The 23,715-nt window shown below is 64.8% G+C and carries 29 protein-coding genes; 16 read left to right on the top strand and 13 right to left on the bottom strand.

The window, feature by feature from the left end; genetic code table 11:
* Positions 1-14 precede the first annotated feature (14 nt).
* The 3 genes from METLW4_RS23685 to sciP all read left to right on the top strand — a co-directional run bounded on the left by METLW4_RS23685 (position 15) and on the right by sciP (position 1,533).
* Positions 15-404, top strand: a complete 390-nt coding sequence (locus tag METLW4_RS23685; protein ID WP_245258397.1) for a DoxX family protein — start codon at positions 15-17, stop codon at positions 402-404.
* Positions 405-699: 295 nt separating this feature from the next.
* The gene (locus METLW4_RS0102495) at positions 700-1,041 is read left to right on the top strand and encodes a septal ring lytic transglycosylase RlpA family protein (protein WP_018264630.1); all 342 of its coding nucleotides are present in this window, start codon (positions 700-702) and stop codon (positions 1,039-1,041) included.
* 216 nt (positions 1,042-1,257) lie between these two features.
* Complete coding sequence (gene sciP, locus METLW4_RS0102490; RefSeq protein WP_018264629.1) at positions 1,258-1,533, top strand: CtrA inhibitor SciP; 276 nt, start codon at positions 1,258-1,260, stop codon at positions 1,531-1,533.
* A 105-nt stretch (positions 1,534-1,638) separates the two neighbouring features.
* Here sciP and METLW4_RS0102485 read toward each other — a convergent pair whose 3' ends face one another.
* Positions 1,639-2,616, bottom strand: coding sequence for a UPF0104 family protein (locus tag METLW4_RS0102485; protein WP_018264628.1), 978 nt, complete (start codon positions 2,614-2,616; stop codon positions 1,639-1,641).
* A gap of 168 nt (positions 2,617-2,784) precedes the next feature.
* On the opposite strand from METLW4_RS0102485, the gene METLW4_RS0102480 reads away from it, so the two are divergent.
* Genes METLW4_RS0102480 through METLW4_RS0102470 form a run of 3 tightly spaced genes read left to right on the top strand, consistent with a single transcriptional unit; the run spans position 2,785 to position 5,092 of the window.
* Positions 2,785-3,717, top strand: a complete 933-nt coding sequence (locus METLW4_RS0102480; protein ID WP_018264627.1) for a TIGR04222 domain-containing membrane protein — start codon at positions 2,785-2,787, stop codon at positions 3,715-3,717.
* Positions 3,718-3,722: 5 nt separating this feature from the next.
* Positions 3,723-4,547 (top strand): DUF692 domain-containing protein, encoded by an 825-nt coding sequence (locus METLW4_RS0102475; protein ID WP_018264626.1) that lies wholly within the window; start codon positions 3,723-3,725, stop codon positions 4,545-4,547.
* A complete protein-coding gene (locus METLW4_RS0102470) occupies positions 4,538-5,092 on the top strand; it encodes a hypothetical protein (protein WP_018264625.1) in 555 nt (184 codons plus the stop codon). Before METLW4_RS0102475 ends, METLW4_RS0102470 begins: the two co-directional genes overlap by 10 nt.
* Before the next feature lie 12 nt (positions 5,093-5,104).
* Here METLW4_RS0102470 and METLW4_RS0102465 read toward each other — a convergent pair whose 3' ends face one another.
* Positions 5,105-5,479, bottom strand: coding sequence for a flagellar export protein FliJ (locus tag METLW4_RS0102465; RefSeq protein WP_018264624.1), 375 nt, complete (start codon positions 5,477-5,479; stop codon positions 5,105-5,107).
* A gap of 240 nt (positions 5,480-5,719) precedes the next feature.
* Between METLW4_RS0102465 and METLW4_RS0102460 the strand changes: the two genes are divergently transcribed.
* Positions 5,720-6,214 carry a cupin domain-containing protein gene (locus tag METLW4_RS0102460; protein WP_018264623.1) on the top strand — a complete coding sequence of 165 codons (495 nt, stop codon included), beginning with the start codon at positions 5,720-5,722 and terminating at the stop codon, positions 6,212-6,214.
* Between the two features lie 12 nt (positions 6,215-6,226).
* Here the strand turns inward: METLW4_RS0102460 and ruvA are convergent, their stop codons facing one another.
* The 7 genes from ruvA to METLW4_RS0102435 form a co-directional block, all read right to left on the bottom strand.
* Positions 6,227-6,841 carry a Holliday junction branch migration protein RuvA gene (gene ruvA / locus METLW4_RS0102455; RefSeq protein ID WP_018264622.1) on the bottom strand — a complete coding sequence of 205 codons (615 nt, stop codon included), beginning with the start codon at positions 6,839-6,841 and terminating at the stop codon, positions 6,227-6,229.
* A complete protein-coding gene (locus METLW4_RS28225) occupies positions 6,838-7,287 on the bottom strand; it encodes a hypothetical protein (protein ID WP_018264621.1) in 450 nt (149 codons plus the stop codon). The genes ruvA and METLW4_RS28225 overlap by 4 nt, the downstream gene beginning before the upstream one ends.
* A gap of 143 nt (positions 7,288-7,430) precedes the next feature.
* Entirely contained in the window at positions 7,431-7,955 is a 525-nt protein-coding gene (gene ruvC, locus METLW4_RS0102445; protein ID WP_018264620.1) for a crossover junction endodeoxyribonuclease RuvC, read from the bottom strand.
* 243 nt (positions 7,956-8,198) lie between these two features.
* Positions 8,199-8,858, bottom strand: coding sequence for an MAE_28990/MAE_18760 family HEPN-like nuclease (locus tag METLW4_RS28850; protein WP_198290162.1), 660 nt, complete (start codon positions 8,856-8,858; stop codon positions 8,199-8,201).
* 1 nt (position 8,859) lies between these two features.
* Entirely contained in the window at positions 8,860-9,996 is a 1,137-nt protein-coding gene (locus METLW4_RS26850) for a DUF262 domain-containing protein (RefSeq protein WP_198290161.1), read from the bottom strand.
* A 98-nt stretch (positions 9,997-10,094) separates the two neighbouring features.
* A complete protein-coding gene (locus tag METLW4_RS0102440; RefSeq protein WP_018264619.1) occupies positions 10,095-11,264 on the bottom strand; it encodes an L-lactate dehydrogenase in 1,170 nt (389 codons plus the stop codon).
* Positions 11,265-11,292: 28 nt separating this feature from the next.
* Positions 11,293-11,562, bottom strand: a complete 270-nt coding sequence (locus METLW4_RS0102435) for a hypothetical protein (protein ID WP_018264618.1) — start codon at positions 11,560-11,562, stop codon at positions 11,293-11,295.
* Between the two features lie 174 nt (positions 11,563-11,736).
* On the opposite strand from METLW4_RS0102435, the gene METLW4_RS0102430 reads away from it, so the two are divergent.
* Positions 11,737-13,209, top strand: a complete 1,473-nt coding sequence (locus METLW4_RS0102430) for a DUF1800 domain-containing protein (protein ID WP_018264617.1) — start codon at positions 11,737-11,739, stop codon at positions 13,207-13,209.
* Between the two features lie 2 nt (positions 13,210-13,211).
* Positions 13,212-14,453, top strand: coding sequence for a DUF1501 domain-containing protein (locus METLW4_RS0102425; RefSeq protein WP_018264616.1), 1,242 nt, complete (start codon positions 13,212-13,214; stop codon positions 14,451-14,453).
* A gap of 22 nt (positions 14,454-14,475) precedes the next feature.
* Here METLW4_RS0102425 and METLW4_RS0102420 read toward each other — a convergent pair whose 3' ends face one another.
* Positions 14,476-14,910: an iron-sulfur cluster assembly scaffold protein gene (locus METLW4_RS0102420; RefSeq protein WP_018264615.1), complete on the bottom strand. Its 435-nt coding sequence runs from the start codon at positions 14,908-14,910 to the stop codon at positions 14,476-14,478.
* A 129-nt stretch (positions 14,911-15,039) separates the two neighbouring features.
* Here METLW4_RS0102420 and folE point away from each other — a divergent pair, with 129 nt between their 5' ends.
* From folE to METLW4_RS0102390, 6 genes are all read left to right on the top strand, one after another.
* Positions 15,040-15,669 carry a GTP cyclohydrolase I FolE gene (folE, locus tag METLW4_RS0102415; RefSeq protein ID WP_018264614.1) on the top strand — a complete coding sequence of 210 codons (630 nt, stop codon included), beginning with the start codon at positions 15,040-15,042 and terminating at the stop codon, positions 15,667-15,669.
* Between the two features lie 21 nt (positions 15,670-15,690).
* Positions 15,691-16,101: a phosphoribosyl-AMP cyclohydrolase gene (gene hisI / locus METLW4_RS0102410; protein ID WP_018264613.1), complete on the top strand. Its 411-nt coding sequence runs from the start codon at positions 15,691-15,693 to the stop codon at positions 16,099-16,101.
* 50 nt (positions 16,102-16,151) lie between these two features.
* Positions 16,152-17,090: a glutaminase gene (locus METLW4_RS0102405; RefSeq protein ID WP_026191192.1), complete on the top strand. Its 939-nt coding sequence runs from the start codon at positions 16,152-16,154 to the stop codon at positions 17,088-17,090.
* 124 nt (positions 17,091-17,214) lie between these two features.
* Positions 17,215-18,246, top strand: coding sequence for a patatin-like phospholipase family protein (locus METLW4_RS0102400; protein ID WP_018264611.1), 1,032 nt, complete (start codon positions 17,215-17,217; stop codon positions 18,244-18,246).
* 83 nt (positions 18,247-18,329) lie between these two features.
* Positions 18,330-18,731 carry a DUF2946 family protein gene (locus METLW4_RS0102395; protein WP_157234802.1) on the top strand — a complete coding sequence of 134 codons (402 nt, stop codon included), beginning with the start codon at positions 18,330-18,332 and terminating at the stop codon, positions 18,729-18,731.
* Between the two features lie 82 nt (positions 18,732-18,813).
* Positions 18,814-21,132: a TonB-dependent receptor family protein gene (locus METLW4_RS0102390; RefSeq protein WP_157234800.1), complete on the top strand. Its 2,319-nt coding sequence runs from the start codon at positions 18,814-18,816 to the stop codon at positions 21,130-21,132.
* A gap of 12 nt (positions 21,133-21,144) precedes the next feature.
* Here the strand turns inward: METLW4_RS0102390 and METLW4_RS0102385 are convergent, their stop codons facing one another.
* Together METLW4_RS0102385 and METLW4_RS0102380 are read right to left on the bottom strand one after the other, a co-directional pair.
* Positions 21,145-21,576: a CBS domain-containing protein gene (locus METLW4_RS0102385; protein WP_018264608.1), complete on the bottom strand. Its 432-nt coding sequence runs from the start codon at positions 21,574-21,576 to the stop codon at positions 21,145-21,147.
* A gap of 63 nt (positions 21,577-21,639) precedes the next feature.
* Positions 21,640-22,419, bottom strand: coding sequence for a rhomboid family intramembrane serine protease (locus METLW4_RS0102380; protein WP_043332048.1), 780 nt, complete (start codon positions 22,417-22,419; stop codon positions 21,640-21,642).
* A 161-nt stretch (positions 22,420-22,580) separates the two neighbouring features.
* Here METLW4_RS0102380 and METLW4_RS0102375 point away from each other — a divergent pair, with 161 nt between their 5' ends.
* A complete protein-coding gene (locus tag METLW4_RS0102375) occupies positions 22,581-23,177 on the top strand; it encodes a PAS domain-containing protein (protein ID WP_018264606.1) in 597 nt (198 codons plus the stop codon).
* Between the two features lie 63 nt (positions 23,178-23,240).
* On the opposite strand, the gene smbP is transcribed toward METLW4_RS0102375, so the two are convergent.
* Positions 23,241-23,576: a small metal-binding protein SmbP gene (gene smbP, locus METLW4_RS0102370; protein ID WP_026191191.1), complete on the bottom strand. Its 336-nt coding sequence runs from the start codon at positions 23,574-23,576 to the stop codon at positions 23,241-23,243.
* Positions 23,577-23,715 lie beyond the last annotated feature (139 nt).

The following is a 23,715-nucleotide window of genomic DNA, read 5'->3' as shown; positions in this document are numbered from 1 at the left end:
ATGAGGAAACGCCCATGGCTTCTCTGGCTTCGCCGGGCCGCGCGCAGGCGCTGCTCGGCCTTTTGCGCATTTTCGCCGCTCTGCTTTTCCTTCAGCATGGGACGGCCAAGCTCTTCGGCTTTCCACATGTGGCCATGTTCGACGGGCTGAAGCTCGTCTCTCTGCTCGGCCTCGCCGGGGCGATCGAGATCCTCGGCGGCCTGCTGCTGCTCCTCGGCCTCTTCACCCGGCTGACGGCCATCGTGCTCGCGGCGGAAATGGTCGCCGCCTATGTCGTCGGCCACGCCGCCCGCGGCGCTCTGCCGATCCACAATGGCGGCGAGCTGGCTCGTCTATGGCGTCGCCTTCGCGCTTTTCGCCCTCGCGGGTCCCGGCCGCTTCGCCCTGGATCGATCCGTTCATGACAGGGCTTGACAGCTGGCCGACAGATTCTCGCAGCCTGTGTCATTTCGGTCACAGAAAAGTAATTCAATGACAAATATATTGCAAAATACATAAATGTTTATTTGAGGCTTTAGTATAGATTACATCGAAATATTGATGCGGCATACTTGGCGTCGTGGCGCGGAACTAGGCAAAATCCGGCGCTGGCGCTCTCGCCACTATTTGATCACAACTCACCCTTACCGCGGGTCTACTCGACAGCTCGGGCCGAGCTCGGTCGGCTGTCGGGAGAGAAACGGCAAGGGGGATAGCGCATTGAAACAATGGATCATCGGAGCGGCGATTTTTGCGGGTTCGACAGCGACGGCGGCGGGCCAATCCTGGGTGGGGAAGGCCTCCTACTACGGCTATCATGGCCGGACGGCGAGCGGGGGCCATGTGGGGGCGCTGACGGCGGCCCATCGCAGCCTTCCTTTCGGCTCGCGCGCGCGCGTGACCAATCTCGGCAATGGCCGTTCTGTGGTCGTCACGATCAATGATCGCGGCCCCTTCGTGCATGGACGAGTGATCGACGTCTCCGCTCATGCGGCGGACAGCCTCGGCTTCCGTTCGGCGGGCGTCGCGCGCGTGAAGGTGGAGCGGGTCGCGGGCGAGTAGCTCGGGCTCTGTCGTTCCGGCGGGGAATCCCGAGCGATAGGCTCGCTATCGCTCGGGATTCCCGATCGCTCGCCCCGCGGCGCCGCCGACCGTGAGCTATGGTAAACGGCGATTTCTCAATTGGCCGCAAACACAGGAGTTTGGCTTAGGCAAATGTTAAATCGCCTCGCCTATAGAGGGAGGGTCGAGTGATCGTGAGAGTATGCGAGTAACAAAATGACCGAGACGCATCGTCCGCGTGTCAAATATGTCATCGGCCCCGATGGCAGCCCATTGACCGTCGCGGATCTGCCGCCGCCCACGACCAAGCGTTGGGTGATACGCCGCAAGGCCGAAGTGGTCGCGGCGGTGCGCGGCGGGCTCCTCTCCCTCGAGGAGGCTTGCACCCGCTACACGCTGACGGTGGACGAGTTTCTGAGCTGGCAGATGTCGATCGACCAGCATGGTCTCGCCGGATTGCGGACGACCCGCCTTCAGCAATACCGTATGTGATTTCGGCGCCCGATCGCGGCGCCTCTTTGAAAACGCAGAGCCGGCGCGCCTTGGAGGCCGCCGGCTCTTCGTCGTTTCAGGGCCTTTTTCGCGCCAGTTCGGCCGTCAGCTCTCGCTGTCGGCGCGGCCGCGCAAGGTCTCGGCGAGACGGCCGCGCTCGAACACCAGCACGACGACGAGCGCGAACAGCAGCGGCACGATGAGATAGAGCAGGCGGAACACCAGCAGAGCGGTCAGCACCTTGAGCCGCGGCACATCCGGCATGGCCTTGATGAAGATGAGCTCGAACACGCCGAGCCCGCCGGGCGCATGGGAGACCAGCGCCGCCGAGAAGGACAAGAGGAAAGTGCCGAGCACGACGATATAGGGCGTGCCGCTGCCTTCCGGCAGAGCAAAATAGATGATGCCGGCGGCGCCGATCAGCTCGAGGGGCGCGGCGAACATCTGCCGGATCATCACCTCGGGCCGCGGATACATCACATGGATCTTGCCGAGATCGATCGGCTTGAAGTGCATCAGCGAGCCAACGACATAGAGCGCGACGGCGCCGAGGCAGGAGAGGCCGATGATGAGCGCCGTATGCTCATTGGTGAGCATTTCCGGCAGCATGCCGGAGAGGCGGCCGAGCAGGCTCGGCTGATAGGTGAGCAATATGCCGGTGAGCAGCACTGTGCCCAGGCCGAAAGTGTAGGAGCACAGCACCACCAGCACCGCCACCTGACCGGCCGTCAGGCCCTTGGTGGAATAGGCCCGGTAGCGCACCACGGCGCCGGAGAACACCGAGGCGCCGATATTGTGCGAGAGCGCATAGGTGGTGAAGGAGCACAGCGAGATGAACACCATGGAGATGTGCTTCACGCCCAGATGCAGCAACGCGATCCGATCGTACCAGGCGAGCGCCGCATAAGCGAGCAGCGAGCAGAAGCCGGCCGCGATCCAATGGGAGACGGGAATGGCCCGAAGATCGGCCCAGACCTCCTCGCCGACCGATTCCCCGCGAAATTCGCCATAGAGAAGATAGAAAGAGGCGATGACAGCCACCAGCCCGACGAGAGGCCAGACAAATTCCAAAATTTTTTTCATGTGGCGCTGTGGGTTCGGCGCTCCCGGTGCGGAGCGCGCGCTCTCACTGGCATGGCCACGCCGCGACCGCAAGCCTGAATGCCGGCGTCGTTCCGGCGTCGGCTTGTCCGCAGCGCGGGGGCTGCTAATCTGCTCCGCAATTTCTTTTCAGCCAGCGCGGGGGCGCCTATGGCCGGCTTTTCGATCCTCGGTCTTCCGGGGCCGGAGTTTTTAGGCCTCTATGCCGGCGTGGCGGCGCTGACGCTCGGCCTGTCCTTCCTCTTCATCCGCGCGGCCGATCCGACGCGCGACATGGCCCGGCTGAAAGCGCCGAGCGAGCCCGACGCCATTGCGCTCGCCTATCTCGCGGGCGGCGTCAATAATGTCATCCGCACGCTTTTGTTCGATCTGCGCCAGCAAGGCTATGTCGGCATAGCCGATGGACGGCTGGAGCGGGGCGCCGGACCACAGTCCGGCCGCGCGCTGGACGCCCGCTCGGCGCGCGTGCTGGCGGCGCTTTCGGCGCGGCCGACGCCGGGCGATCTCTTCGCCGATGAGGCGCTGGCGGCCGATATAGAAAGGCTCTGCGCGCCGGAGCGGCGGAGCCTCGTCGAGAATGACCTGCTGGCGCCCCTCGGCGTCGGCCGGACCGCCGGCTTGGCCTTTATCCTCGGCTCGATCGTCCTCCTCGGCCTGGGGGCGAGCAAGCTGGCGGCGGCGCTCCTCGCCGGCCATCACAACGTGATCTTTCTCATCGTCCTGGCGGCGGCCGCCGAAATTTTCCTCTGGATGCTGACCTCCAAGGCCCGCAAGCGAGTCGCCAGCGCGCGCGGGACGGCCTATCTCGCGACGATCAAGCGCGCCTATGGCCGCCGCCTCTCCGAAAAGCTCGGCCAGGCGAAATCGCGCCCCGCCGGGGCTGCGGCTTTCGACGCCGGCTCGCTCTTCCTCGTCTCGATCTTCGGCTATGAGGCGCTGAAGGGCGCCTTAGAGCCGGAATTCATGAGCCTGTTCAGGAAGTCGGCGAGCGATTCCTCCGGCTCCTGCGGCTCGTCCTGCAGCAGCGGCGGCGGCGGAGACGGCGGCGGTGGTTGCGGCGGTTGCGGCGGCGGCGGCGACTGAACCACATGGCGACGCCCACAGAGCTGCGCGCCGGCCTCGGCTATCGGCCGCAATTCTGCGCCGATCTCTTCGCCAATCGCGAAAAGATCGAGATCGTCGAGATCATCGCCGACCATTATCTCGACGCCTCGTGGGAGAAATTGGCCGAGCTCGATCTCCTCGCCGATCATTTCCCCATCGTGCCGCATGGGCTCGATCTCTCGCTCGGCTCGGCGGAGGGCGTCGATCCCTCCTATCTGCGAAAGCTGGCGGCCCTCGTCGCGCGGCTCGATCCGCCCTGGTGGAGCGAGCATCTCGCCTTCACTAAGGCGGGCGGAATCTCCATCGGCCATCTCGCCGCCCTGCCCTACACGCAGGAGGCGGCGGAGGCGGTGGCGCGCAATGTCGAGACCGTGCGCCGGGCGATTTCCACTCCGCTGATCCTCGAAAATCCGACTGTCATCGCGCTCGTCCCCGGCGGCGAGATGGACGAGGCGGGCTTTCTCACCCGCGTGCTGGAGCTGACCGGCTGCGGCTGGCTCTGCGACGTCACCAATCTCTACACCAACGCCGTCAATCAGGGCGTCGATCTCGAGGCCGAGCTCGACCGCTGGCCCTTCGAGCGCGTGGTCCAATTCCACATCGCCGGCGGGCGGCGGCTGCGCGGCCTGCTGATGGACAGCCATGACGCCCCCGCGCCGCCGGAAATCTGGAGCCTGCTCAAGAAAGTCCTGCCGCGCGCGCCCAATGCGCGGGCGATGGTGCTGGAGCGGGACGAAAATCTGCCGCCCTTCGGCGATCTCCTCGAGGAGGTCGCGCACGCGCGCGCGATCAGCCGCCTATGCCGCTGAAGGAGACGCAGGAGCTGCTGGCGCTTCTCTATACGGACGAGACGTTCCGCAAGGCCTTCTTCCGCGCGCCGCTCGAGCGTGCGCGGCAATTCGGGCTCGGCGAGGCGGAGGCCGAGAGCTTCGCCCGCATCGATCCCGCCGCCGTCGCGCGCTTTGCCGATTGCCTGAAGGGAAAACGGACGCTCGACGCGCGCAAGACGCTGCCGCTGACCTATAGAGCGCTGGGCGCGCGTTTCGATCGCGAACTTCTCGCCGTTGTCGCCGGCCCGCCGCGGCCAGGGCGCCATCGCGCCGATGCGGCTGCGCTCGCAGCGCGCCTCGCGCGCGCCGAGCCCGCCTGGATCCGCGATCTCGCCCGCTTCGAGCTGGCCTTTGTCGAGGCGGGCGCGCGCCGCAATTACCTTACGCTGCGATTCTTCCGCTATCCGGTCGCCGAGATCGCGGAGCAGCTCGCATGCGGCGAGGCGCCGGGCGCGGTGCGGCGTCCCAGCGTCGGCGTCTGGCTGCGGCTTTTCGGCTCGCGCCTCTTCTATTTTCTGGCCTGAGCCAGAAAAACGTCAGACGCGCCGCTCGGCGACGAGATCGATGATGCGATCGCCGCCGCGGTCGCGGGCTTCCTGGCCCTGCGCCTTGCCCAGCTCCTCGGCCGCATCCTTCATATGCGTCTCCGCCTCGACCAGCTGGTCCTTGAGATCGGCGACAGAGCGCAGGAGATTGTCGCGGCGGGTGCGCGCGGCCTGAGCATAGGTCGGATAGGCGAAGTGATTGGGGTCGGTGATATTGGCCCGCTGCTCCTCATGAGCGATCTCGCGATCGAGATCGCCCGTCATGCGGGTGAATTCAGCGATCATCGTCTGAAGCTGCGCCACGCGGCGCCGGCACTCTTCGGCGTGAAAACGTTTCAGCCGAACCAAGGCATCTCGCGACTTCATGACACTACTCTCCGGCACAAGTTACTTACGACGCATGCGAACACAATCGCTTTTCCGCGAGACGAGCGGAAATATGGCGCAAGGAGGTTGCTCGAGTGTTACTGCCCGACATTTCTGCCGGCCAAACAAAAAAGCGCCGTAATTTCAATCAGCCCCTCGGCCAGTCGGAGCCGCGCCCTATATGAGCCGCCGCGGGCGCAGCGCCCGTCGCGAGGTTTCTGGCGAAGAGAGGAGGCGAAGATGAGACGCGCCCATGCGATCATTGCGGCGGCCGGGGTCGCCGCGCTCCTTTCGGCGGCGCCGTCGGGCGCCGATCATGTGGGGACGCATAAGGTCCTCCTGCCGGGCGACATTCCCTTCACGGCCGCGCCGCCGTCGCTGCCGGCCGGGGCGGAGGCCGCCGTCCTCTATGGCGATCCCGCCAAGGACGGAATCTTCGTGATGCGGCTGAAGGCGCCCGCGGGCTATCGCATTCCGCCGCATACGCATCCCAAGGCGGAGGTCGTCTCGATCGTTTCCGGGCGCATGCGGCTCGGCCTCGGTCCGGCGGCGGATCGGGCGAGCGTCGAGGAGCTGCCCGCGGGCGCCTTCTCCATCATGCCGCCGGGCGTGGCGCATTACGCCTTCTTCGACGCGGAGACGGTGCTCCAGATCGACGCCATGGGGCCTTGGAGCATCGATTACGTCAATGCCAAGGACGATCCGCGCAATCAGATCGCGCCGGCGCAGCGGTGAGGCGCTCGGCCGTCAGCCCGCCAGCTCCTTCAGCCCCCGGCGGATGAGCGCGCCCGTATCGGCCCCCTCCCCCATCGCCTCGAGGCTCTTGGCGACGGCGGCCGCCGCCTGCGGGCGTCCATAGCCGAGATTGACCAGCGCGGAAATCGCGTCCTGCGCCGCCTGGGGCGCCGCCGCTGGCTCCTCGCCGGAAAGCCGCGCCACTGCCGGATCGATCCCGGCGAAGGCCGGAGCCTTGTCCTTCAGCTCGGCGACGATGCGCGCCGCCAGCTTGGGGCCGACGCCGGAGGCGCGCGCCACCATCGCCTTGTCTTGGGCCCCAATGGCGGAGGCCAGCTCGCCCGGCGAGAGAATGGACAAAATGGCGAGCGCCACCTTGGAGCCCACGCCCTGCACGCTCTGCAGCAGGCGGAACCAGTCGCGCTCGGCCTCCGACGAGAAGCCGAAGAGGCGTATGGCGTCCTCGCGCACCTGCGTCTCTATGGAGAGCGCCGCCGCCTCGCCCACGGGCGCGAGCTTTTGCAGCGTGCGCGCCGAGCAGCTCACCACATAGCCGACGCCATGCACGTCGATAATGACGAAATCCTCGCCATAGGAATCGACGATTCCCTTGAGCTTGCCGATCATCTCGCCCCCGCGCAGCGCACGAGCCCGGCGCTCTTCGTCCCGTCGCTCCAGAGAAATCGCAACACGCCGCCTTCGAGCGTCAATTTGAACGCGTCTCGATGCGGCTTGCCGCCCTCCTCGCCGGAGCAGGCCCGCGCCGTCACAGAGAAGAGCGCGCGGCCGCCCTTATTCTCGGTCTCGTCATATTCGACGCCTTCGCAGGAATAGGTCGGCAGCGTGAGCTTCGTCTCCTCGAGCGTCGCGAAATAATCCTTCGCCTTGCAGCTCGCCGCATCCAGCGCATAACGCCCGATCGGCGAATGTGCGTCGAGCGAGCCCGCCTGCGCCGCGCCGGCGAACAGGAGGATCGCGAGCGCGCCAATACCGCCCCAGAGTGATAAAATGAAGCTTCCCTCATCCTGAGGAGCGGCCGCAGGCCGCGTCTCGAAGGACGAGGGAAGCGTCACGCGGCGCCCAATGGAGCTCGCCCCCGTGCTTCGAGACGGTCGCTTCGCGACCTCCTCAGCATGAGGGCGAGGGTGATTGTCCAAGGCCGAGCCGCGCCCGGACCGCGAGCCTTCAGGCTCGCACAGCGCCCCGCGCGAACCGCTCATCGCGCCCCCGCAGCGAGCTTGCGCGCGGCGATGCGGCCGGCGCGATGATGGGCGTGGCAGATGGCGACGGCCAGCGCATCGGCGGCGTCGGGACTCTCGGCCCGGCTCAGCGGCAGCAGCACGCGCACCATCATGGCGATCTGCTCCTTATCGGCGTGGCCATTGCCGACCACGGTCTTCTTGACGACATTGGCGGCGTATTCCGCCACCTCGAGCCCGGCGAGCGCCGGCGCCGCCAGCGCGACGCCGCGCGCCTGTCCGAGCTTCAGCGCCGATTGCGGATCGCGATTGACGAATGTCTCCTCGATCGCCGCCTCATGCGGCGCATGCTCCTCGATGATGCGCGCGAGCCCGCGCTGCAATTGCGCGAGCCGCTCGCCCATGGAGGCGTCGCCGTCCGAATGCAGCGAGCCGCAAGCGACAAAGGAGAGCCGCGAGCCGCGCGACGCCTCGACGAGCCCCCAGCCCGTGTTGCGAAGGCCCGGGTCTATGCCGAGAATGCGAATCGTCTCTTCCGTCATGGCGGGAGGTTAGGGGGAAAGGCGCGCGAGCGGTAGCGGCGTCTCTCGCGCTGAGCGGCGCGCCCACCTCCCCCTCGAGGGGAGAGGTCGATCGCCGAAGGCGAGCGGGAGGGGGTGATCCCCGAGTCTCGGGCGTTGACCCCACCCCGGACCGCTCCGCGGTCCGACCACTCCCCTTTAGGAGTGGGCCATGAGACAGACAGTTTTGCGTTCGTATCGAATACGATCAGAATTTTAAATCTCCTAAGGGACTCGCTTGTATCCCGATCGCTCAAACAGATCTATTATCTCTACCGCCAGCGCATGCATTAATAGTATAATACTAGATTGCAACTGAAATATATCTGCTGCCAGATCAGCATTCGACTTTGTCGTATCAAAAGTAAGTTGCTCACCATGTGCACAATCGTGCCGAAGCGCGACAATCCGGCCTATGTCTCGGCGAGCGTAAGAAAATTTGGTCGGATCCACACCAACACACCCAAGCGCCCAGTCGAAATTTTGATTATTCAAATTTCCGCAGTCTAGTATCATAGAAGCATCTGGAGGCGGCAAATCATCAACCAAGCACAATGATTTAATTGCACACGCAGATAATTCCTTGTTAGATAAAGAGGAAAGATTTTGCCTCAATCTATTTGCAAAAAGATTAACTATTATCGAATCGCAGCATTCTGACCACCTTATTCCAGATGTAAATATATCCTGCATAGCCTGCGCAATTATTCGCTTCGAAAAAGCTTCATAGTGTGCATATGTAAGCATAACTATACACCTATATGAATACGCGAATGCCATTCTGTCAATTAGAGATTTATGAAGATGGAGCTTTGCAATTGCGAGCTCACCTTCGCGCCAGCATAGTTCGCCATCGATCGTAGATATAAGCTGCTTAGATGCCATGTTAGGCGCTCTTAATAGCTTCTTCCAATATTTCTATACGACCGATTAGCTTTGTTCTCTTATTTGCGCCGGTACCAACATTGCTACGGAACTCATTTGTCTGTCTTGATGCTACCAAAATCCCATTCAAACGAATAGGATCAACAGACTCTACCTTTTCAATCTGCCGCGCAAAAGAACAGGCAACCGCCTCGAAGTAAGCAGGCGCAAGCCCACCTATGGGCAGATCGTTCTTATACTTGCAGAACGCTCCCTCACCACAGACTCGATAAACTGCATCAAAAACCCTCTGGAATAACTTACGCTCAAAATCATAGTCAAATTTACAGTTACCAAGAAAAACGGACTCCATATAACTATTTAGCCACTCCGCCACGTTTCCATGATAAAATTGAGGACCATTCTTCGCCGCAAAGAACCTGAGCACCAATTCTTCGCGCCCCCTTTTTTCCTCATCAGCATCAGCAAGCGTATTTGTAGTTGACGAAAATGTCGGAAATTTTGACAACTCAACCAAATATTCATAGAAAACAACACCAATTTCACCAAAAATTCTAGCAGAGCAATTGCGTATCTCCTGCTCACTAAGCTCAGATCCACCTGTATTTAATCGCTTGAACATCTCGTAGCGAAGAAAATTCTTACTCTGCCGCTTGATCACTACCGCACGAACTGTTGACCGCTTCAGTTGTAACCGAAGAGTCAGTGGCAGCACATCAAATGTCATCCCGTTGAGGTCCCCGACAATGTCGCACCCCTTAAGCACGAGTTCCGGCTTATCGACAGCTTTGTGATTCAGAAATTGCACCATCGAGCTTACACGTTGCAGTCCGTCAATTAGCTCGTATCGACCGTCTTCATTTTCTATAAAGAAAATCGGAGGGATCGGAAGTCGTAAAAGAATCGACTCTACTAAGCGAGATCTCTGCTCCTCCGACCAGCGAAACAACCTTTGATAGTCTGGATCGATAATAATCTCATTATCTTTCATGAGATTCATAATTTCACCAAAGCTTAAATCAATAGCTTCGGTTCTAACCTCCCCAATTTTTTTATCGATCGCCGTCAACAACTCATCTTGAGCAGCAGTTACAGCCTTCGGCTCCGGGTCGACGTTTGCACTCACTGCTTGCTCCAATCACGAGTTCGTAATAGGCGACCATCGACCGCCCAACTCACCTAAACGTGTAACGGCTAAAATCGTTCTAGCCAACCAGAACACAGCAAAGGCTTGGCTCATGGCTGTCGCTGGCCCTGTCGCACTGGTTCAATCACTCGGCAAAGATTTGAACGACCAATTTGCCTCACCTCCCCCACCCCGCACAACATCATCCCCACCCGCAGCTCCGCCGCGAAAATATCCAGCATGTTCTCCACGCCCGCCTGCCCCGCCGCGGCCAGCGCATAGGCGTAGGCGCGGCCCAGCAGAACGCCCTTCGCGCCCAGCGCCAGCAGGCGCAGCACGTCGAGGCCGAAGCGGGCGCCGGAATCGGCGAGGAGGAGGAGATCGTCGCCCACGGCGTCGGCGATGCGCGGCAGCATGCGCGCGACGGAGGGCGCGCCGTCGAGCTGGCGGCCGCCGTGATTGGAGACGACGATCGCCTCCACGCCGCAGCGGACGGCGTCGCGCGCGTCGGCCTCGTCCAGCACGCCTTTCAGAATGATGCGGCCCGGCCAGCGCGCGCGCACCCAATCCAGCGTCGACCAGTCGAGCGTGGGATCGACATTGGCGGCGATGTCGCGCAGATAATTCTGCTGCTTCATCGCGCCGCCGAGATAGGCCGCGACATTGCCGAGATCATGCGGCCGGCCCATGAGGCCGACATCATAGGCCCAGGCGGGCTTGGCGAGCGCCTGCAGCAGGCGCCGCTGCGGCGCGAATGGCCCGGCCATGCCGGAATGGGCGTCCCTATAGCGAACGCCCAGCGCCGGCAGATCGACGGTGAAGACGAGATGCTCTATCCCCGCGGCGCTCGCGCGCGCGAGCATATTCTCCATGAAGCCGCGATCCTTGAGCATATAGAGCTGCAGCCAGATCGGCCGCGCGCTCGCCGCGGCGACTTCCTCCAGCGAGCAGACCGAGAGCGTGGAGAGAATGAAGGGAACGCCCTTTTTCGCCGCCGCCCGCGCGCCCTGAACCTCGCCGCGCCGCGCGAACATGCCGGACATGCCGATGGGCGCGATCAGCACCGGCAAATCCGCCGCGACGCCGAGCCACTGCGTGGAGACATCGACGCCGGCGACGCCCTGCATCACGCGCTGGCGCAGAGTGACGCTCTGAAGTTCCGCCATATTGGCGGCGAGCGTGCGCTCGGCGCCGGCGCCGCCGTCTATATAGTCGAAGAGAAAGCGCGGCAGGCGCCGACGCGCGGCCTCGCGATAATCGGCGGCCGAGGAAATAATCATCGCGTGCCTCTCATGACTTGCGCGGCGCTCATGCGAATTTGCCGATCGCCTTGGCGGAGGCGATCGCGCGGAAAGTGTGGAAATTGGGGCTCGCGCCGGTCTCGCGGCAATAGCGGTCGAAATCCTCGGCGCCGACTTCGATCATGACCACATCCCAGCCGCTCGCGCGCCAATTGGCGATCTCCTTCGCTTGGAGGCGAAGCCATTTGTCATGCGTGTCGGCCGGATAATTCGTCACTGTATGGCGCAAGACCTCGTGATCGGCCGCGGTGACGCGCGGGAGATAGGTCGTCGGCACGCTGGGTTCCTCCTCCCTCAAGAATCGCGCGCCGACTCTTACACCGTATGGAATGGCGGTCGCCGCGCTCGCGTGAAATTATAGGTCGCTCCGCTCGCGGTTCATCCCCTGGTCATCTGCGCGGGCGCATGAAGCGAGCGCCGCTATTTTGCGGCTCACGATCAAGGGGGGAACATGGCCATCGGTCCAGATCCTCGCGGCGCGCTGATCGCTCTCAGCAGATTCGGCCTCGGGGCCAGGCCCGGCGATCTCGCCGCGGCCGCAGCCGATCCGCGCGGCTTTCTATTGGAAGAGTTGCGCCGGCCCAATGTCGGCCGGCTGGAAAATGCTTCGCTCGCCCCGTCCAATGTCGCCCTGCAGGCGTTGTTCGCCGATCAGCAGGAAAAGCGCATGGAGCGCGAGCGCGCCATGGCCGCGGAGGCGACGCGCGTCTCCATGGCCGGCGCGGCGGTGGGGCCAGGCGCAGCGATGGCCGGGCCCGGCCCCGCCGCGCCGCCGCTGGGCGCCGACGGCAAGCCCAAGCCGCAGGAGCCGCCGGTCGAGCAGAAATTGTTTCGCGCCGAGGCGATGGCGCGTTTCGAGAAGCAGGCGAGCGCGCAGGCCGGCTTCGTCGAGCGGCTCGTCGCCTTCTGGTCCAATCATTTCGCCGTTTCGGTCGCCAAGGGGCAAATCCTCCGCGTGGCCGCCGGCCCCTTCGAGCGCGAGGCGATCCGGCCGCATGCGCTCGGCCGCTTCGCCGATCTTCTGGCGGCGGTCGAGAGCCATCCGGCCATGCTCTTCTATCTCGACAATCAGCGCTCCATCGGGCCAGGCTCCGCGGCGGGGCGCTTCGCCGGCAAGGGCCTCAACGAGAATCTCGCGCGCGAGATTCTCGAGCTGCATACGCTCGGCGTCGGCGGCGGCTATTCGCAGGCCGATGTGACGGCGCTGGCGCGCATCATCACCGGTTGGAGCTTCGCCGAGGCGGAGAGCGAGATCGGCGAGCCGGGCGGCTTCGTGTTCAAGGCCAATTGGCACGAGCCGGGCGCGCCCGCTCTGCTCGGCAAGCATTATCCGCAGACGGGCCGCGAGCAAGGCGCGGCGGCGCTCGCAGACATCGCCCGCCATCCGGCGACGGCGACGCATATCGCGACCAAGCTGGCGCGGCATTTCATCGCCGACGCGCCGCCGAAGCCGATCGTCGACACGCTGGCGAAAACCTTCCGTGACACGGAAGGCGATCTCACGGCGGTGGCGGAGGCGCTGATCGCGAGCGATCTCGCCTGGAGCGAGCCGCTCGCGAAAATCCGCACGCCGGACGAATATCTGATGGCGGCGGCGCGGGCGACGGGCGCGCTGCCCAATGACCCCGGCCAATATCTCAACATGCTGAACGCCATGGGCATGCCCTTGTGGCAGCCGCCCGGCCCCAATGGCTATCCCGACAGTCTCGACGCCTGGGCCTCGCCCGAGGCGATGAAGCTGCGCCTCGACGTCGCCTGGCAGATGGCGCAGAGGCTGAAGGACATCGGCCATCCGCTGAGCGTGCTCGACACCGCCGCCGGCCTCGCCGCCTCGCGCGAGACGCGGGAGGCGGCGTCGCGCGCGGAATCGCGCCAGCAGGCGCTGGCGATTCTCTTCATGTCGCCCGAATTTCAACGGAGGTGACGATGCGCATTCCCTCTTCCTCTTCTCTCTCGCGCTCTTCTCTCTCGCGCCGTCGCCTCCTCGCGCTCGGCGGCGCCTCTCTGGCATTGGCGCATTTTCCGAAAGCGGCGAGCGCCGCGGCGGCGCGCGATCCGCGCCTCGTCGTCATCGTGCTGCGCGGCGCGCTGGACGGGCTCTCGGCCGTCGCGCCGATCGGCGATCCCGATTACGCGGCGCTGCGCGGGTCGCTCGCTCTCTCGCCCATCGGCGACAAGCCCACTCTGCCGCTCGACGGATTTTTCGCGCTCAATCCCGCCATGCCGGTCTTCGCGCGCCTCTATAAGGATGGAAAAGCGAGCGTCGTTCATGCGGTGGCGACCAGCTATCGCGAGCGCTCGCATTTCGACGGGCAGGATGTGCTGGAGAGCGGCTTCGCCGGCCCGGGACACACAGAATCCGGCTGGCTCAATCGCGCCGTCTTCGCGCTGCAATCATCGGAGCCGACGCGGCGGCGCGGGCTCGGCGTCGGCGCGGCGCCGCCGCTGGTGATGCGCGGGCCTGCGCCGGCGCTCGGCTGGGCGCCGCAAGTGCTGCCGCCGGCGGGCGAAGACCTCGCCCAGCGCGTGCTCGATCTCTACACGCATAGCGATCCGACGCTCGCCGCCGCGCTGCGGGCGGGGCTGGACGCCGACAAAATCGCGACCTCGGGCGGGCTCACCGGCGATATGGCCAAGGCGCGCGGCGGCATGGACCAGCCCAATGGCATGCGTCAGGCGGCCATGGGCGCGGCGCGGCTGCTGGCGACGCCGGACGGGCCGCGCGTCGCCGCCCTCGCCTTCGACGGCTGGGACACGCACGCCAATGAGAGCGGCCTGCTGGCGACGCGCCTCTCCGGCCTCGACGGCGCGCTGGAGGAGTTCGAGAAAGGCCTCGGCGAGGCCTGGAAGGATACGGCGATCGTCGCCATCACCGAATTCGGCCGCACGGCGCGCGTCAATGGCACGGGCGGAACAGATCATGGCACGGCGAGCGTCGCATTTCTGGCCGGCGGCGCGGTGAGAGGCGCGCGCGTCATCGCCGACTGGCCCGGATTGAAGGCGAGCCGTCTCTATCAGGAGCGAGACCTCGCCCCGACCCATGATTTGCGCGCCGTGCTGAAGGGGCTTTTGGCCGAGCAATTCGACCTTTCGGCGCAGGCTCTCGCGGAGAAGGCTTTTCCCGACTCCGCGAGCGTCGCGCCGATGAAAGGCCTCATCGCCGGATGAGAGGGGCGCGAAAGCGTCCCCCTCAGCCCTGTCGTTTCTCGATCTGCCCGATCGCGTCCACGACGGCGTCGAAGGTCAGGAGCGTCGAGGCGTGACGCGACTTGAAATCGCGCACCGGCTCCAGAATGGCGATTTCCTCCCATTTTCCATCGGGGGGAGCGCCATTCTCCTTCAACATTTTGCGGACGGTCTCGCGCAGGGCGCGCAATTCTTGCGGCGTGGAGCCGACAATATGGCGCGCCATGATCGAGGAGGCCGCCTGGCCGAGAGCGCAGGCTTTGACCTCATGTGCGAAATCCGCCACTTTTCCATCCGATAGGGTGAGATCGATCGTGACGGTCGATCCGCACAGCTTGGAATGGGCGGTGGCGCTTGCATCTGGAGCCGCGAGCCGACCGACGCGCGGTATCTGCGCGGCGAGTTCCAGTATGCGCTGGTTGTAGACTTGATCGAGCATTGTGGCCGATAAGTTGCTAGCGGGGGGTTACGTGGAATCCTTCCACTGAGTATATAATTCCGCAGGCCGCGATGAAAGCGGCCGTCTTCCCCGAAGTGGTCGGGCCAATCGTCTATCTGGAGGCGCCACATGGATGCCGTGGTTAAGTCCTTGCTCGACCGTAACGAGACGGCCGAGACGCCCGTGGAACGTCCGACCCGCGAGGAAGCGGAGGCGGCGGTGCGCGTGCTGCTGCGCTGGGCGGGCGACAATCCCGAGCGCGAAGGCCTGAAGGAGACGCCCCGCCGCGTCGTGAAGGCCTATGAGGAGTTCTTCCGCGGCTATCAGGAGGACGCCGGCGAGGAGCTGGCGCGCGTCTTCGAGGAGGTCGAGGGCTACGACGACCTCGTGCTGGTCCGCGACATACCGTTTTTCTCGCATTGCGAGCATCACGTCGTCCCCTTTGTCGGAAAAGCGCATATCGCCTATTATCCGACCGGCGGCGTCGTCGGCCTCTCCAAGCTGGCGCGGCTCGTCGACGTCTACGCCCGCAGGTTGCAGACGCAGGAGGCGATGACGGCGCAGATCGCCACCGCGATCAACCAGCATCTGACGCCGCGCGGCGTCGCCGTGCTGGTGGAGGCGGAGCATATGTGCATGTCCATGCGCGGCGTGATGAAACAGGGCTCTTCCACGGTGACGGTTCAGTTCTCGGGCGTGTTCCGCGACGATCCGGCCGAGCAGGTGCATTTCTACACGCTGCTGCGCGGCGCCCGCTGACCGCTTCCCTGGGGAAATCCAATGTCCGCTCTGCCGCCGGCCGAGGCCCATGCGCTCGAGGAAGGGCTCGCCCTCGCGCCGCGCTATGACGCCCAAGGGCTCATCGTCTGCGTCACCGTCGAGGCGGCGACGAACGAGGTGCTGATGGTCGCCTATATGAACGCTCTGGCGCTCGAGAAGACGCTGGAGACCGGAGTCGCCCATTATTGGTCGCGCTCCCGGCAGAGCCTGTGGCGCAAGGGCGACACCTCCGGCCAAGTGCAGAAAGTGGTGTCGCTGAAGGTCGATTGCGACCAGGACGCATTGCTGCTGGCGGTCGTGGCCGGCGGCGACGGCAAGGCCTGCCACACCGGCCGCAAATCCTGCTTCTATCGCCATGTCGAGAATTTGGGCGAGAGCGGCGCCGCTCCCCGCCTCGTTCTCGAGAACTAAAAGGCGCGACGTCGCGCTCTGGTAGGCCCAAGTAAGTGACCGAGGCCCAAGTGACCGAGCTCGAAACAGCCGTGCAGGAGATCGCCGCCGAAATGGCGGCGCGGCCGGATCGCGGCGAGGTCGCGAGCTACATACCGGAGCTGGCTGGCGTCGATCCCGGCGCTTTCGGCATGGTGGCGATCGACGCCGAGGGCCGCGTCGCCGCCGGCGGCGACGCCGACCTGCCCTTCTCGATCCAGAGCATATCGAAGGTCTTCACGCTGACGCTGGCGCTCGGCATGGTGGGCGATCTTCTGTGGCGGCGCGTCGGCCGCGAGCCCTCCGGCAATCCGTTCAACTCCATCGTGCAGCTGGAGCGCGAACGCGGCGTGCCGCGCAATCCTTTCATCAACGCCGGCGCCATAGCGGTGACGGATGTGATCCTGTCCGGCCATCAGCCGCGCGAGGCGCTGGGCGAAATTTTGCGCTTTCTGCAGTTTTTGGCCCAGGACGAGACGATCTATGTCGATCGGGCCGTGGCGGAATCGGAGAAACGCACCGGCTTTCGCAATATCGCGCTCGCCAATTATATGAAATCCTTCGGCGTGATCGACAATCCGGTGGATTTCACCCTCGGCGTCTATTTCCACCATTGCGCCATCGCCATGACCTGCCGGCAGCTGGCGATGGCGGGGCGCTATCTCGCCCATTCGGGCCGTATTCCCTCCGCCGGATCGTCTGTGGTCTCGCCCGAGCGCGCCCGCCGCATCAATGCGCTGATGCTGACCTGCGGCCATTATGACGGCTCCGGCGAATTCGCCTATCGCGTCGGCCTGCCCGGCAAGAGCGGCGTCGGCGGCGGCATATTGGCCGTCGCGCCGGGCAAGGCGTCCATCGCCGTCTGGTCGCCGGGCCTCGACGCCAATGGCAATTCGCATCTCGGCCGCATCGCGCTGGAGAAGCTGGCGCGGCGCATGGGCTGGTCGATCTTCGGAACCGAGCCGGCCTGAGCCGAAGCCGCGATCCGGCTCGCCGCGGCGACGCCGTTAACGGCCCCGCTACTTTCTGCGCGCAGCCTCCCGCCCAATATAAGAAAGACCGATACGGGCGGAGACGGCAGGCAGGAGAGGCGCGATGACGGCCTTTTTTCGCAATCCCTTCGACAGATGGGCGCCGGATGGCGGCGGCGGCGTCGAAGCCCCGCCCATCGCGCGCGAGCCGACGCCCCCGCCCGTGGCCGCCCGGCCCAAGATCGGCCTGGCGCTGGGCGCCGGCGCGGCGCGCGGCTGGTCGCATATCGGCGTGCTGCGTGAATTGGCGGCGCATGGAATCGTGCCGGATGTGGTCGCCGGCACCTCCATCGGCGCCGTGGTGGGCAGCTGCTACGCCGCCGGCAAGCTGGACGCCGTGGAGGCCTTCGCGCGCTCCATGACCAAAAGGCGCGTGTTCACCTTCATGGATCTGTCCTTCTCGGGCATGAGCCTGATCGGCGGCGAACGGCTGCGCGCTGCGCTCGAGAAGGAGCTGACCGACCTCTCGATCGAGGATCTGCCGGTCCGCTTCGCCGCCGTGGCCACCGAGGTCGGCACGGGACACGAAGTCTGGCTGAAGCGCGGAGCGCTGGCGCCGGCCGTGCGCGCCTCCTACGCCCTGCCCGGCATTTTCGAGCCCGTGCGCATCGGCGACCGTTGGCTCTTCGACGGCGCGCTCGTCAATCCGATTCCGATCACCGTCTGCCGGGCGCTGGGCGCCGATTTCGTGATCGCGGTGAATGTCACCGCCGACACCATGTATCGCTCCCATGTGATCCACGATCATCACGCCCATGCGGGCGGCGGCCGCGCCAAAGAAAGCGCGCCCTTCGCCGACGCCTCGGAGCCGGGCCTCGCGGCGCATCTTCTGCCGCGCTATTTCCAGCGCCGCCCCGGCGCCGCGCCCAATGTCGCGGCCTCGATGATCGACGCGTTCAACATCATCCAGGATCGCATATTGCGCTCGCGCATGGCGGGCGATCCGCCGGACGCCACCATCCATGCGCGTCACGAGGATGTCGGCATGTTCGACTTCCACCGCGCCGAGGAGCTGATCGAGCTCGGCCATGAGGCGACGAGGCGCTCGCTGCCCAACATCTTCGCCCACATACCGCTCGTCGGCGCGACGCCGTGAGCCCCATCGGCGGCATCCAAGAATTATTGTAATCTGGCGGGCGTCGTCTTGACCGCGTGATGCGCGGCGGCCATGAGTTCTTCATGGCGAAAAAATGGCGCGCTTCGACTTTCGCAGTCCGCCTGCTCGGGGCCTTCGTCGCTCTGGCCCTGCTCGTCTCGCAGGGGCTCGAGCTTCCCGCTTCGGCGCGGTCGGCCGACCTCACGGAAGGCGTCGCCGCGCTTTCCGTCGCATCGGCTGAATTCTGCGAGCGCTCCGGCAAGCGACATTCCCGCGACGACCGCCACGACGCATCACAATGCTGCGTTTATTGCGCGGGCGACGGCCGCGCCCAATCGGCGGCGCTGCTCGCGACGCCATTCTTCGTCTCCGCTTTTCTAGCGGCCGTGATCGGCCGCCGACCACAGGCCGATCGCTCTCTCCCGGCCACAACGGGATGGCTCGCCTCCTGGTCCTCGCGCTCGCCTCCCGACGACTTCTCCTGACGAATGAAACGCGCGGCGGGAAACGCCGCATTTTCTTTCTCTTCGCGCGTGCGCTTCGACGCCGCGGCAGGAGCAGTCATTCATGCAACGCACCCAACTCATGCGCGGCGTTTCCGCCGGCGCGATTTGCCTCGTCGTCATCTCCGGCGCCGCGCGGGCCCAGGACGCCCTTCCGACGATCGACGTCGCCGGCGAGCAGAAGCTCGCGCGCCAGAAGGAGGCGCCGCCCGGCTTCTCGGAAGAGAAGAAGGAGCTGCCGGTCTATCGCGAGCCTACGGGACAGACCTTCACGACCGTCCGCAGCGAGGATTTCGAGAACACGCCGCTCTTCACCATTCGCGACATGCTGCAATATAGCCCGGGCCTCTCGTTCAAGCAGGGCAATGGGCCGCGCGACATCGTCGTCTCGATCCGCGGCTCCTCGGCGCGCGGCGGCTTCGGCGTGCGCAATATCGTCGTGATGGAGGACGGCTTCTCCGTCATGCAGCCCGACGGCCTGTCGCGCACAGATCTCACCGACCCGCACGCCTATGCGGGCGTCGACGTCTATCGCGGCCCCTCCTCCGCCCTGTTCGGCAATTTCGCCAATGGCGGCGCCATCAACTTCCGCACGCGCACCGGCGCGGAGATCGACGGCGTCGAGACCGGACACGAGTTCGACAGCTTCGGCACGATCAACAACTTCACCGCCATCGGCAAGCAATATGGCGATTTCGACATGGCCGTCTTCGCCAGCGACGTGCGCAGCGACGGCTTCATCCAGCATTTCGACTCCAACACGCAGACCGTCAACACGACGGCGCGCTATCGCGTGACGCCCGACGATCTCCTCGTCTTCAAGGGCATTCACAACGAGCTGTTCGCAAATCTCGCCGTGCGCCAGTCGCTGCTGCAATATTACAACAACCCCTATCAGACCGGCTGCCGCCTCGTGCCCAATCTCGGCGCGGCGACATTCGGCGGCGCGGCGAGCCGCGCCTGGTGCGGACAGATCTCCAGCTTCCTCAATGGCGTCGGCGGAACGACGGTGCAGAACTCGGCCGATCTCGCCGGCCTGCATCGCAATGACCGCCGCGATATTTTCGGCCTGCGCTGGGAGCATGATATCGACAAGGACACCAAGCTGCGCCTGCAGGCGAGCTATGACGACAAGAACATCTTCCAGCCCGCCGGCTCCAACTTTCTGCAGGACGAGCCCGCCGTCTCCGCCTCGGCGGACATCACTCATCACGACACGCTCGGCGGGCTCGATCGGACCGATTATTTCGGCCTCTATTTCAACCGCACGCGCTATGTGAGCTATTCGGGAACGACGATCCCGGTCGGCGACGGCGCCTGGGGCGCGACGACCAACAAGCAGAACAATATGATGCAGAATTTGGGCGCGCGCGGCCGCGAGGAATTCGCGCTCGCGCCGGACGTCACCGCCGTAATCGGCCTCGACGTCGAGCTGTCCAAGATTTCCGGCTATTCGGAATCGATGAGCTATTCCAGCGCCGGGACGATGAGCTCATGGACCGGCGTCGTCGCCAATCGCGCCTTCTGGAATTTCGCGCCGGAAGCCTCCGTCGTCTGGCGGCCCTCGCCGGAATGGCAGACGCGCGTGCGCGCCTCCAGCGGCTTCGGCACGCCCAACCCCAGCATGCTGTTCGTGACCCAGCAGGGGACCTTCGGCAGCAATATCGGGCTCAAATCGCAGCGCAACACCGGCTTCGACGTCGGCGTCGACTGGACGCCGTCGGAACAGCTGAAGGCGAGCCTCACCCTCTTCCACGAATGGTATCAGAACGAGCAGCTGACGCAGACGCCGGGCGCGGGCCTGCAATCCTATACATTCAACGCGCCGAACTCGATCCATCGCGGAATCGAGGCGACGATCGACTATCGTCCCTTCGACGGCTGGCGGCTGCTCGCCAATTATTCCTACAATGATCAGAAATTCACGCGCTTCGTCGAGCAGCTCGGCCCCGGCTCCTATTTCGATCGCTCGGGCCGGCAGACGCCCAATGTCGCGCCGCACGAGCTGACCGCGCGCGTCGGCTACGACCAGCCGGACGGCGATTTCAAAGGGCTGGGCGCCTATGTCGAATACAGCTTCAAAAGCTCCTATTACCTCGACAACAGCAATCAGCTGACGATCCCCGGCTATGGGATCGTCAATCTGAACCTCCACTATGACGCCGCCCTGCCGGACAATCCGCTGCTGCTGAAGAACATCAACGCCTATTTCGGCGTGCAGAATGTCTTCGACCGCACCTATGTGGCTTCGGCGAGCAATATAACCAACACGCTCGCCGCGCCGGGCGTGGAGAACCCCTATGGCGTTCTGGTCTCGTCGACGGGCTCGATCTATCCCGGCGCGCCGCGAGCCTTTGTCGGCGGGGTGAAGTTCAAATTCTGACGACTACGAGCGTCAGGCGGTCGCGATATAGGCGCGAAGCTCCTGGCGCTCGGACTCGATCTCGTCGATACGGCATTTGACGACGTCGCCGATCGAGACGAGGCCGGCGAGACGTCCCTCGCGCAGAACCGGCAGATGACGGCGGCGCTCCACCGTCATCGCCTCCATCGTCGCTTCCAGCGAATGATCCTCGGCGATCGACATGGGATCGGCGGTCATGAAGCGCGCGACCTCGTCGCAGAGCGCCTCGACGCCGTAGCGCGCTATGGCGCCGACGATGTCGCGCTCGGTGATGAGGCCGACGACCTCGTCATCGGCGCTGACGACGACGAGCGCGCCTATGCCGCGGCGGGTCAGCTCCTCCGCCACTTGCAGCAATGTCCGTCCTGGCGCGATGGTGACGACCTCGGCTCCCTTGCGGGCGAGTATGCGGGCGACATTCATATGAAATCCCTCCCCTCTCGCTAGTTTATCTCAGCGCTCCCGACTTGCGGCTAGCTGTTGCGGTTACTCACGGCCTCCCTCACGACGGTCGAAGGCGCCGAACAGGAGAAGCCCCGCGACAAAGCCCCCGACATGCGCCTCCCAGGCGATCTGCTCCGTCGACCCCGCCGCGCCGGGGAACAGGCCGAAAATCAGATTGGCCGCGAACCAGAGACCGACGAAGGCGAGCGCGCGCCGGTTGGACCAGAGCTCGGCGAGGCTCGACGCGCGCCGTGACGCAAAAGGCGCCCCGATCCGCGAATCCTGGGCGAAAGCGAAACGCGCGCTCGCCGCCATGGTTCCCGAGATCGCCGCCGAGGCGCCGACGACCGGTCCGAGGTCGAAAGGATGGATCGAAAAATGCGCGGCGGCGCCGGCCGCCGCTGTCAGCGCCATGAAGGCGAGGAAGCGCGCCGGGCCGAAACGACGCGCGAGAGGCGAGCCGAAAGCCGCCAGCGTCACGCCATTGACGGCGAGATGCGTCCAATTGGCGTGCAGCAGCGCATAGGTGACGAAGGTCCACCAGGGCAGGCGCTCCGCGCCCAGAGCCTCGGCCACGTCGCCGGCCTCGACGCCCGGAGCCAATTGCCCCGCTATGGAGCGCATGAAGGCGTCCGGCGCCAAAACGATCGAGATTCGTCCCGGAACGAAAGCCAGCGCGGAGAAGATCTCGGAGACAGTCGCGCCGGGCAGAGCGCCGAGCGCGAATTGGATCGCCGCGAGCGCGGCGAGCAGCGCCGTGACCTCGCCGGGCAGATTGAGGATTTTCTCCCTCTGTGGCCTCGCCTCGAAACGATCGTTCATCTCAGCGCCGTCCTTCAGGCTCGCCGGAGCCATTGCGAGTGGTTACCGATTTCTTGCCGCTGGCATGCGGCCTGCTCTTCAGCTCTCGCCGCTCGGGGGCGGGCGGCAGGGCGCGCCGATTCGACGCAAAGTCCTTAACGATACGCCGTTTTGGAAACAAAATGAGACACAAGGTCAACCAGCAACTCTACGCCTATTGGAGCCGCTTGAAAGGGGCGCGATCAGCGCCCGAGCGGTCCGAGATCGACCCGGCGGAAATTCGCGAGGCGCTGCCCGATTCCTTCATCATCGAGATCGATGAGGCGGGCCGCTTCCCGATTCGGCTGTGCGGCACGAGGCTGAACGCGCTCTGGCTCGACGAGCAGAAGGGGAAGTCCTTTCTCGATCTGTGGTCTCCCGAGGACCGCCGCACGCTCGCCTCGGTCATGCTGACCGTCATCGACGGCGTGGCTCCCGTGGTCGCCGGAGTCGAAGGACGCGCCGGGGACGAGGGCGACGTTCTGGAACTCGAGCTGCTGCTGCTGCCGCTGCGTCACTTCGGCAAGACGCATTCCCGCGTTCTCGGCGCCATCGCGCCCGCGCGCCGTCCGCGCTGGCTCGGCGTCGCGCCCGCCCATCCGCTGCGGCTGACGTCCTTTCGCGTGATCGCGCCCAGCGAGGCGCATTTTCGACTGTCGGAGCCGGTCGGCCGCCGCGTGGTGCGGCCGGGCGCGCCGGGGCGGCCGGAGCTGGTTCTCTATCGCGGCGGAAAAGCTTGAAAAATCACATTCGACGGCAGCGGCGCGCCCCTGAGCGGGGGCGCGCCGGCCGGAGGCGAGAAATTACTTCGCGACCTGCTTGAGCTCCGCGTCGGCGGCCTTCACATGCTCGGCGGCCTGGGCGAGATGGTTCTGGCGGGCCTCGTCGATGGTGGCCTTCAGATGGTCGATCGCCGCGGCGAGATGCGCGTCCGGCTTGAACTTCTGCAGCGACTCGGCCTTCTCCAGCGCGAGATCGGCATGATAGGCGAGAAGCCCGGAGTCCTTCAGCTTGACCTGAGTGATCGCTTCCTCGACGTGGTTGGCGGCCTGATCGAGCCGGTCGTCGGCGCGGGCGATCGTCGAGGCGAAAAGCGCGCCGCCGAAAGCGAGCGTGAGAGCGGCGGTTTTGAGCTTCATGGTCGTTTCCTCATGATCCGGCGGCGCGCGCATCGTTACTGAACGTTTCGATTTATCGCGGCCGCCGATGATCGTGTCCGGCATTTAAATGCAAATGGGGGCGCCTTGCTAGCCCATCGGTAGGATTTTCCGCCGCGCC

Origin of the sequence: Methylosinus sp. LW4, from assembly GCF_000379125.1 — a bacterium.
In the GTDB taxonomy this organism is placed as follows: domain Bacteria; phylum Pseudomonadota; class Alphaproteobacteria; order Rhizobiales; family Beijerinckiaceae; genus Methylosinus.
This window is presented reverse-complemented; position numbering and strand designations above follow the sequence as displayed.

Bases quoted from the DNA above. Each gene is read 5' to 3' on its own strand.
- METLW4_RS23685 (WP_245258397.1), top strand. From the start codon at position 15: ATGGCTTCTCTGGCTTCGCCGGGCCGCGCGCAGGCGCTGCTCGGCCTT.
- sciP (WP_018264629.1), top strand. From the start codon at position 1,258: ATGACCGAGACGCATCGTCCGCGTGTCAAATATGTCATCGGCCCCGAT.
- METLW4_RS0102485 (WP_018264628.1), bottom strand. From the start codon at position 2,616: ATGAAAAAAATTTTGGAATTTGTCTGGCCTCTCGTCGGGCTGGTGGCT.
- METLW4_RS0102480 (WP_018264627.1), top strand. From the start codon at position 2,785: ATGGCCGGCTTTTCGATCCTCGGTCTTCCGGGGCCGGAGTTTTTAGGC.
- METLW4_RS0102475 (WP_018264626.1), top strand. From the start codon at position 3,723: ATGGCGACGCCCACAGAGCTGCGCGCCGGCCTCGGCTATCGGCCGCAA.
- METLW4_RS0102470 (WP_018264625.1), top strand. From the start codon at position 4,538: ATGCCGCTGAAGGAGACGCAGGAGCTGCTGGCGCTTCTCTATACGGAC.
- METLW4_RS0102465 (WP_018264624.1), bottom strand. From the start codon at position 5,479: ATGAAGTCGCGAGATGCCTTGGTTCGGCTGAAACGTTTTCACGCCGAA.
- METLW4_RS0102460 (WP_018264623.1), top strand. From the start codon at position 5,720: ATGAGACGCGCCCATGCGATCATTGCGGCGGCCGGGGTCGCCGCGCTC.
- ruvA (WP_018264622.1), bottom strand. From the start codon at position 6,841: ATGATCGGCAAGCTCAAGGGAATCGTCGATTCCTATGGCGAGGATTTC.
- ruvC (WP_018264620.1), bottom strand. From the start codon at position 7,955: ATGACGGAAGAGACGATTCGCATTCTCGGCATAGACCCGGGCCTTCGC.
- METLW4_RS28850 (WP_198290162.1), bottom strand. From the start codon at position 8,858: ATGGCATCTAAGCAGCTTATATCTACGATCGATGGCGAACTATGCTGG.
- METLW4_RS0102440 (WP_018264619.1), bottom strand. From the start codon at position 11,264: ATGATTATTTCCTCGGCCGCCGATTATCGCGAGGCCGCGCGTCGGCGC.
- METLW4_RS0102430 (WP_018264617.1), top strand. From the start codon at position 11,737: ATGGCCATCGGTCCAGATCCTCGCGGCGCGCTGATCGCTCTCAGCAGA.
- METLW4_RS0102425 (WP_018264616.1), top strand. From the start codon at position 13,212: ATGCGCATTCCCTCTTCCTCTTCTCTCTCGCGCTCTTCTCTCTCGCGC.
- METLW4_RS0102420 (WP_018264615.1), bottom strand. From the start codon at position 14,910: ATGCTCGATCAAGTCTACAACCAGCGCATACTGGAACTCGCCGCGCAG.
- folE (WP_018264614.1), top strand. From the start codon at position 15,040: ATGGATGCCGTGGTTAAGTCCTTGCTCGACCGTAACGAGACGGCCGAG.
- hisI (WP_018264613.1), top strand. From the start codon at position 15,691: ATGTCCGCTCTGCCGCCGGCCGAGGCCCATGCGCTCGAGGAAGGGCTC.
- METLW4_RS0102400 (WP_018264611.1), top strand. From the start codon at position 17,215: ATGACGGCCTTTTTTCGCAATCCCTTCGACAGATGGGCGCCGGATGGC.
- METLW4_RS0102395 (WP_157234802.1), top strand. From the start codon at position 18,330: ATGGCGAAAAAATGGCGCGCTTCGACTTTCGCAGTCCGCCTGCTCGGG.
- METLW4_RS0102390 (WP_157234800.1), top strand. From the start codon at position 18,814: ATGCAACGCACCCAACTCATGCGCGGCGTTTCCGCCGGCGCGATTTGC.
- METLW4_RS0102385 (WP_018264608.1), bottom strand. From the start codon at position 21,576: ATGAATGTCGCCCGCATACTCGCCCGCAAGGGAGCCGAGGTCGTCACC.
- METLW4_RS0102380 (WP_043332048.1), bottom strand. From the start codon at position 22,419: ATGAACGATCGTTTCGAGGCGAGGCCACAGAGGGAGAAAATCCTCAAT.
- METLW4_RS0102375 (WP_018264606.1), top strand. From the start codon at position 22,581: ATGAGACACAAGGTCAACCAGCAACTCTACGCCTATTGGAGCCGCTTG.
- smbP (WP_026191191.1), bottom strand. From the start codon at position 23,576: ATGAAGCTCAAAACCGCCGCTCTCACGCTCGCTTTCGGCGGCGCGCTT.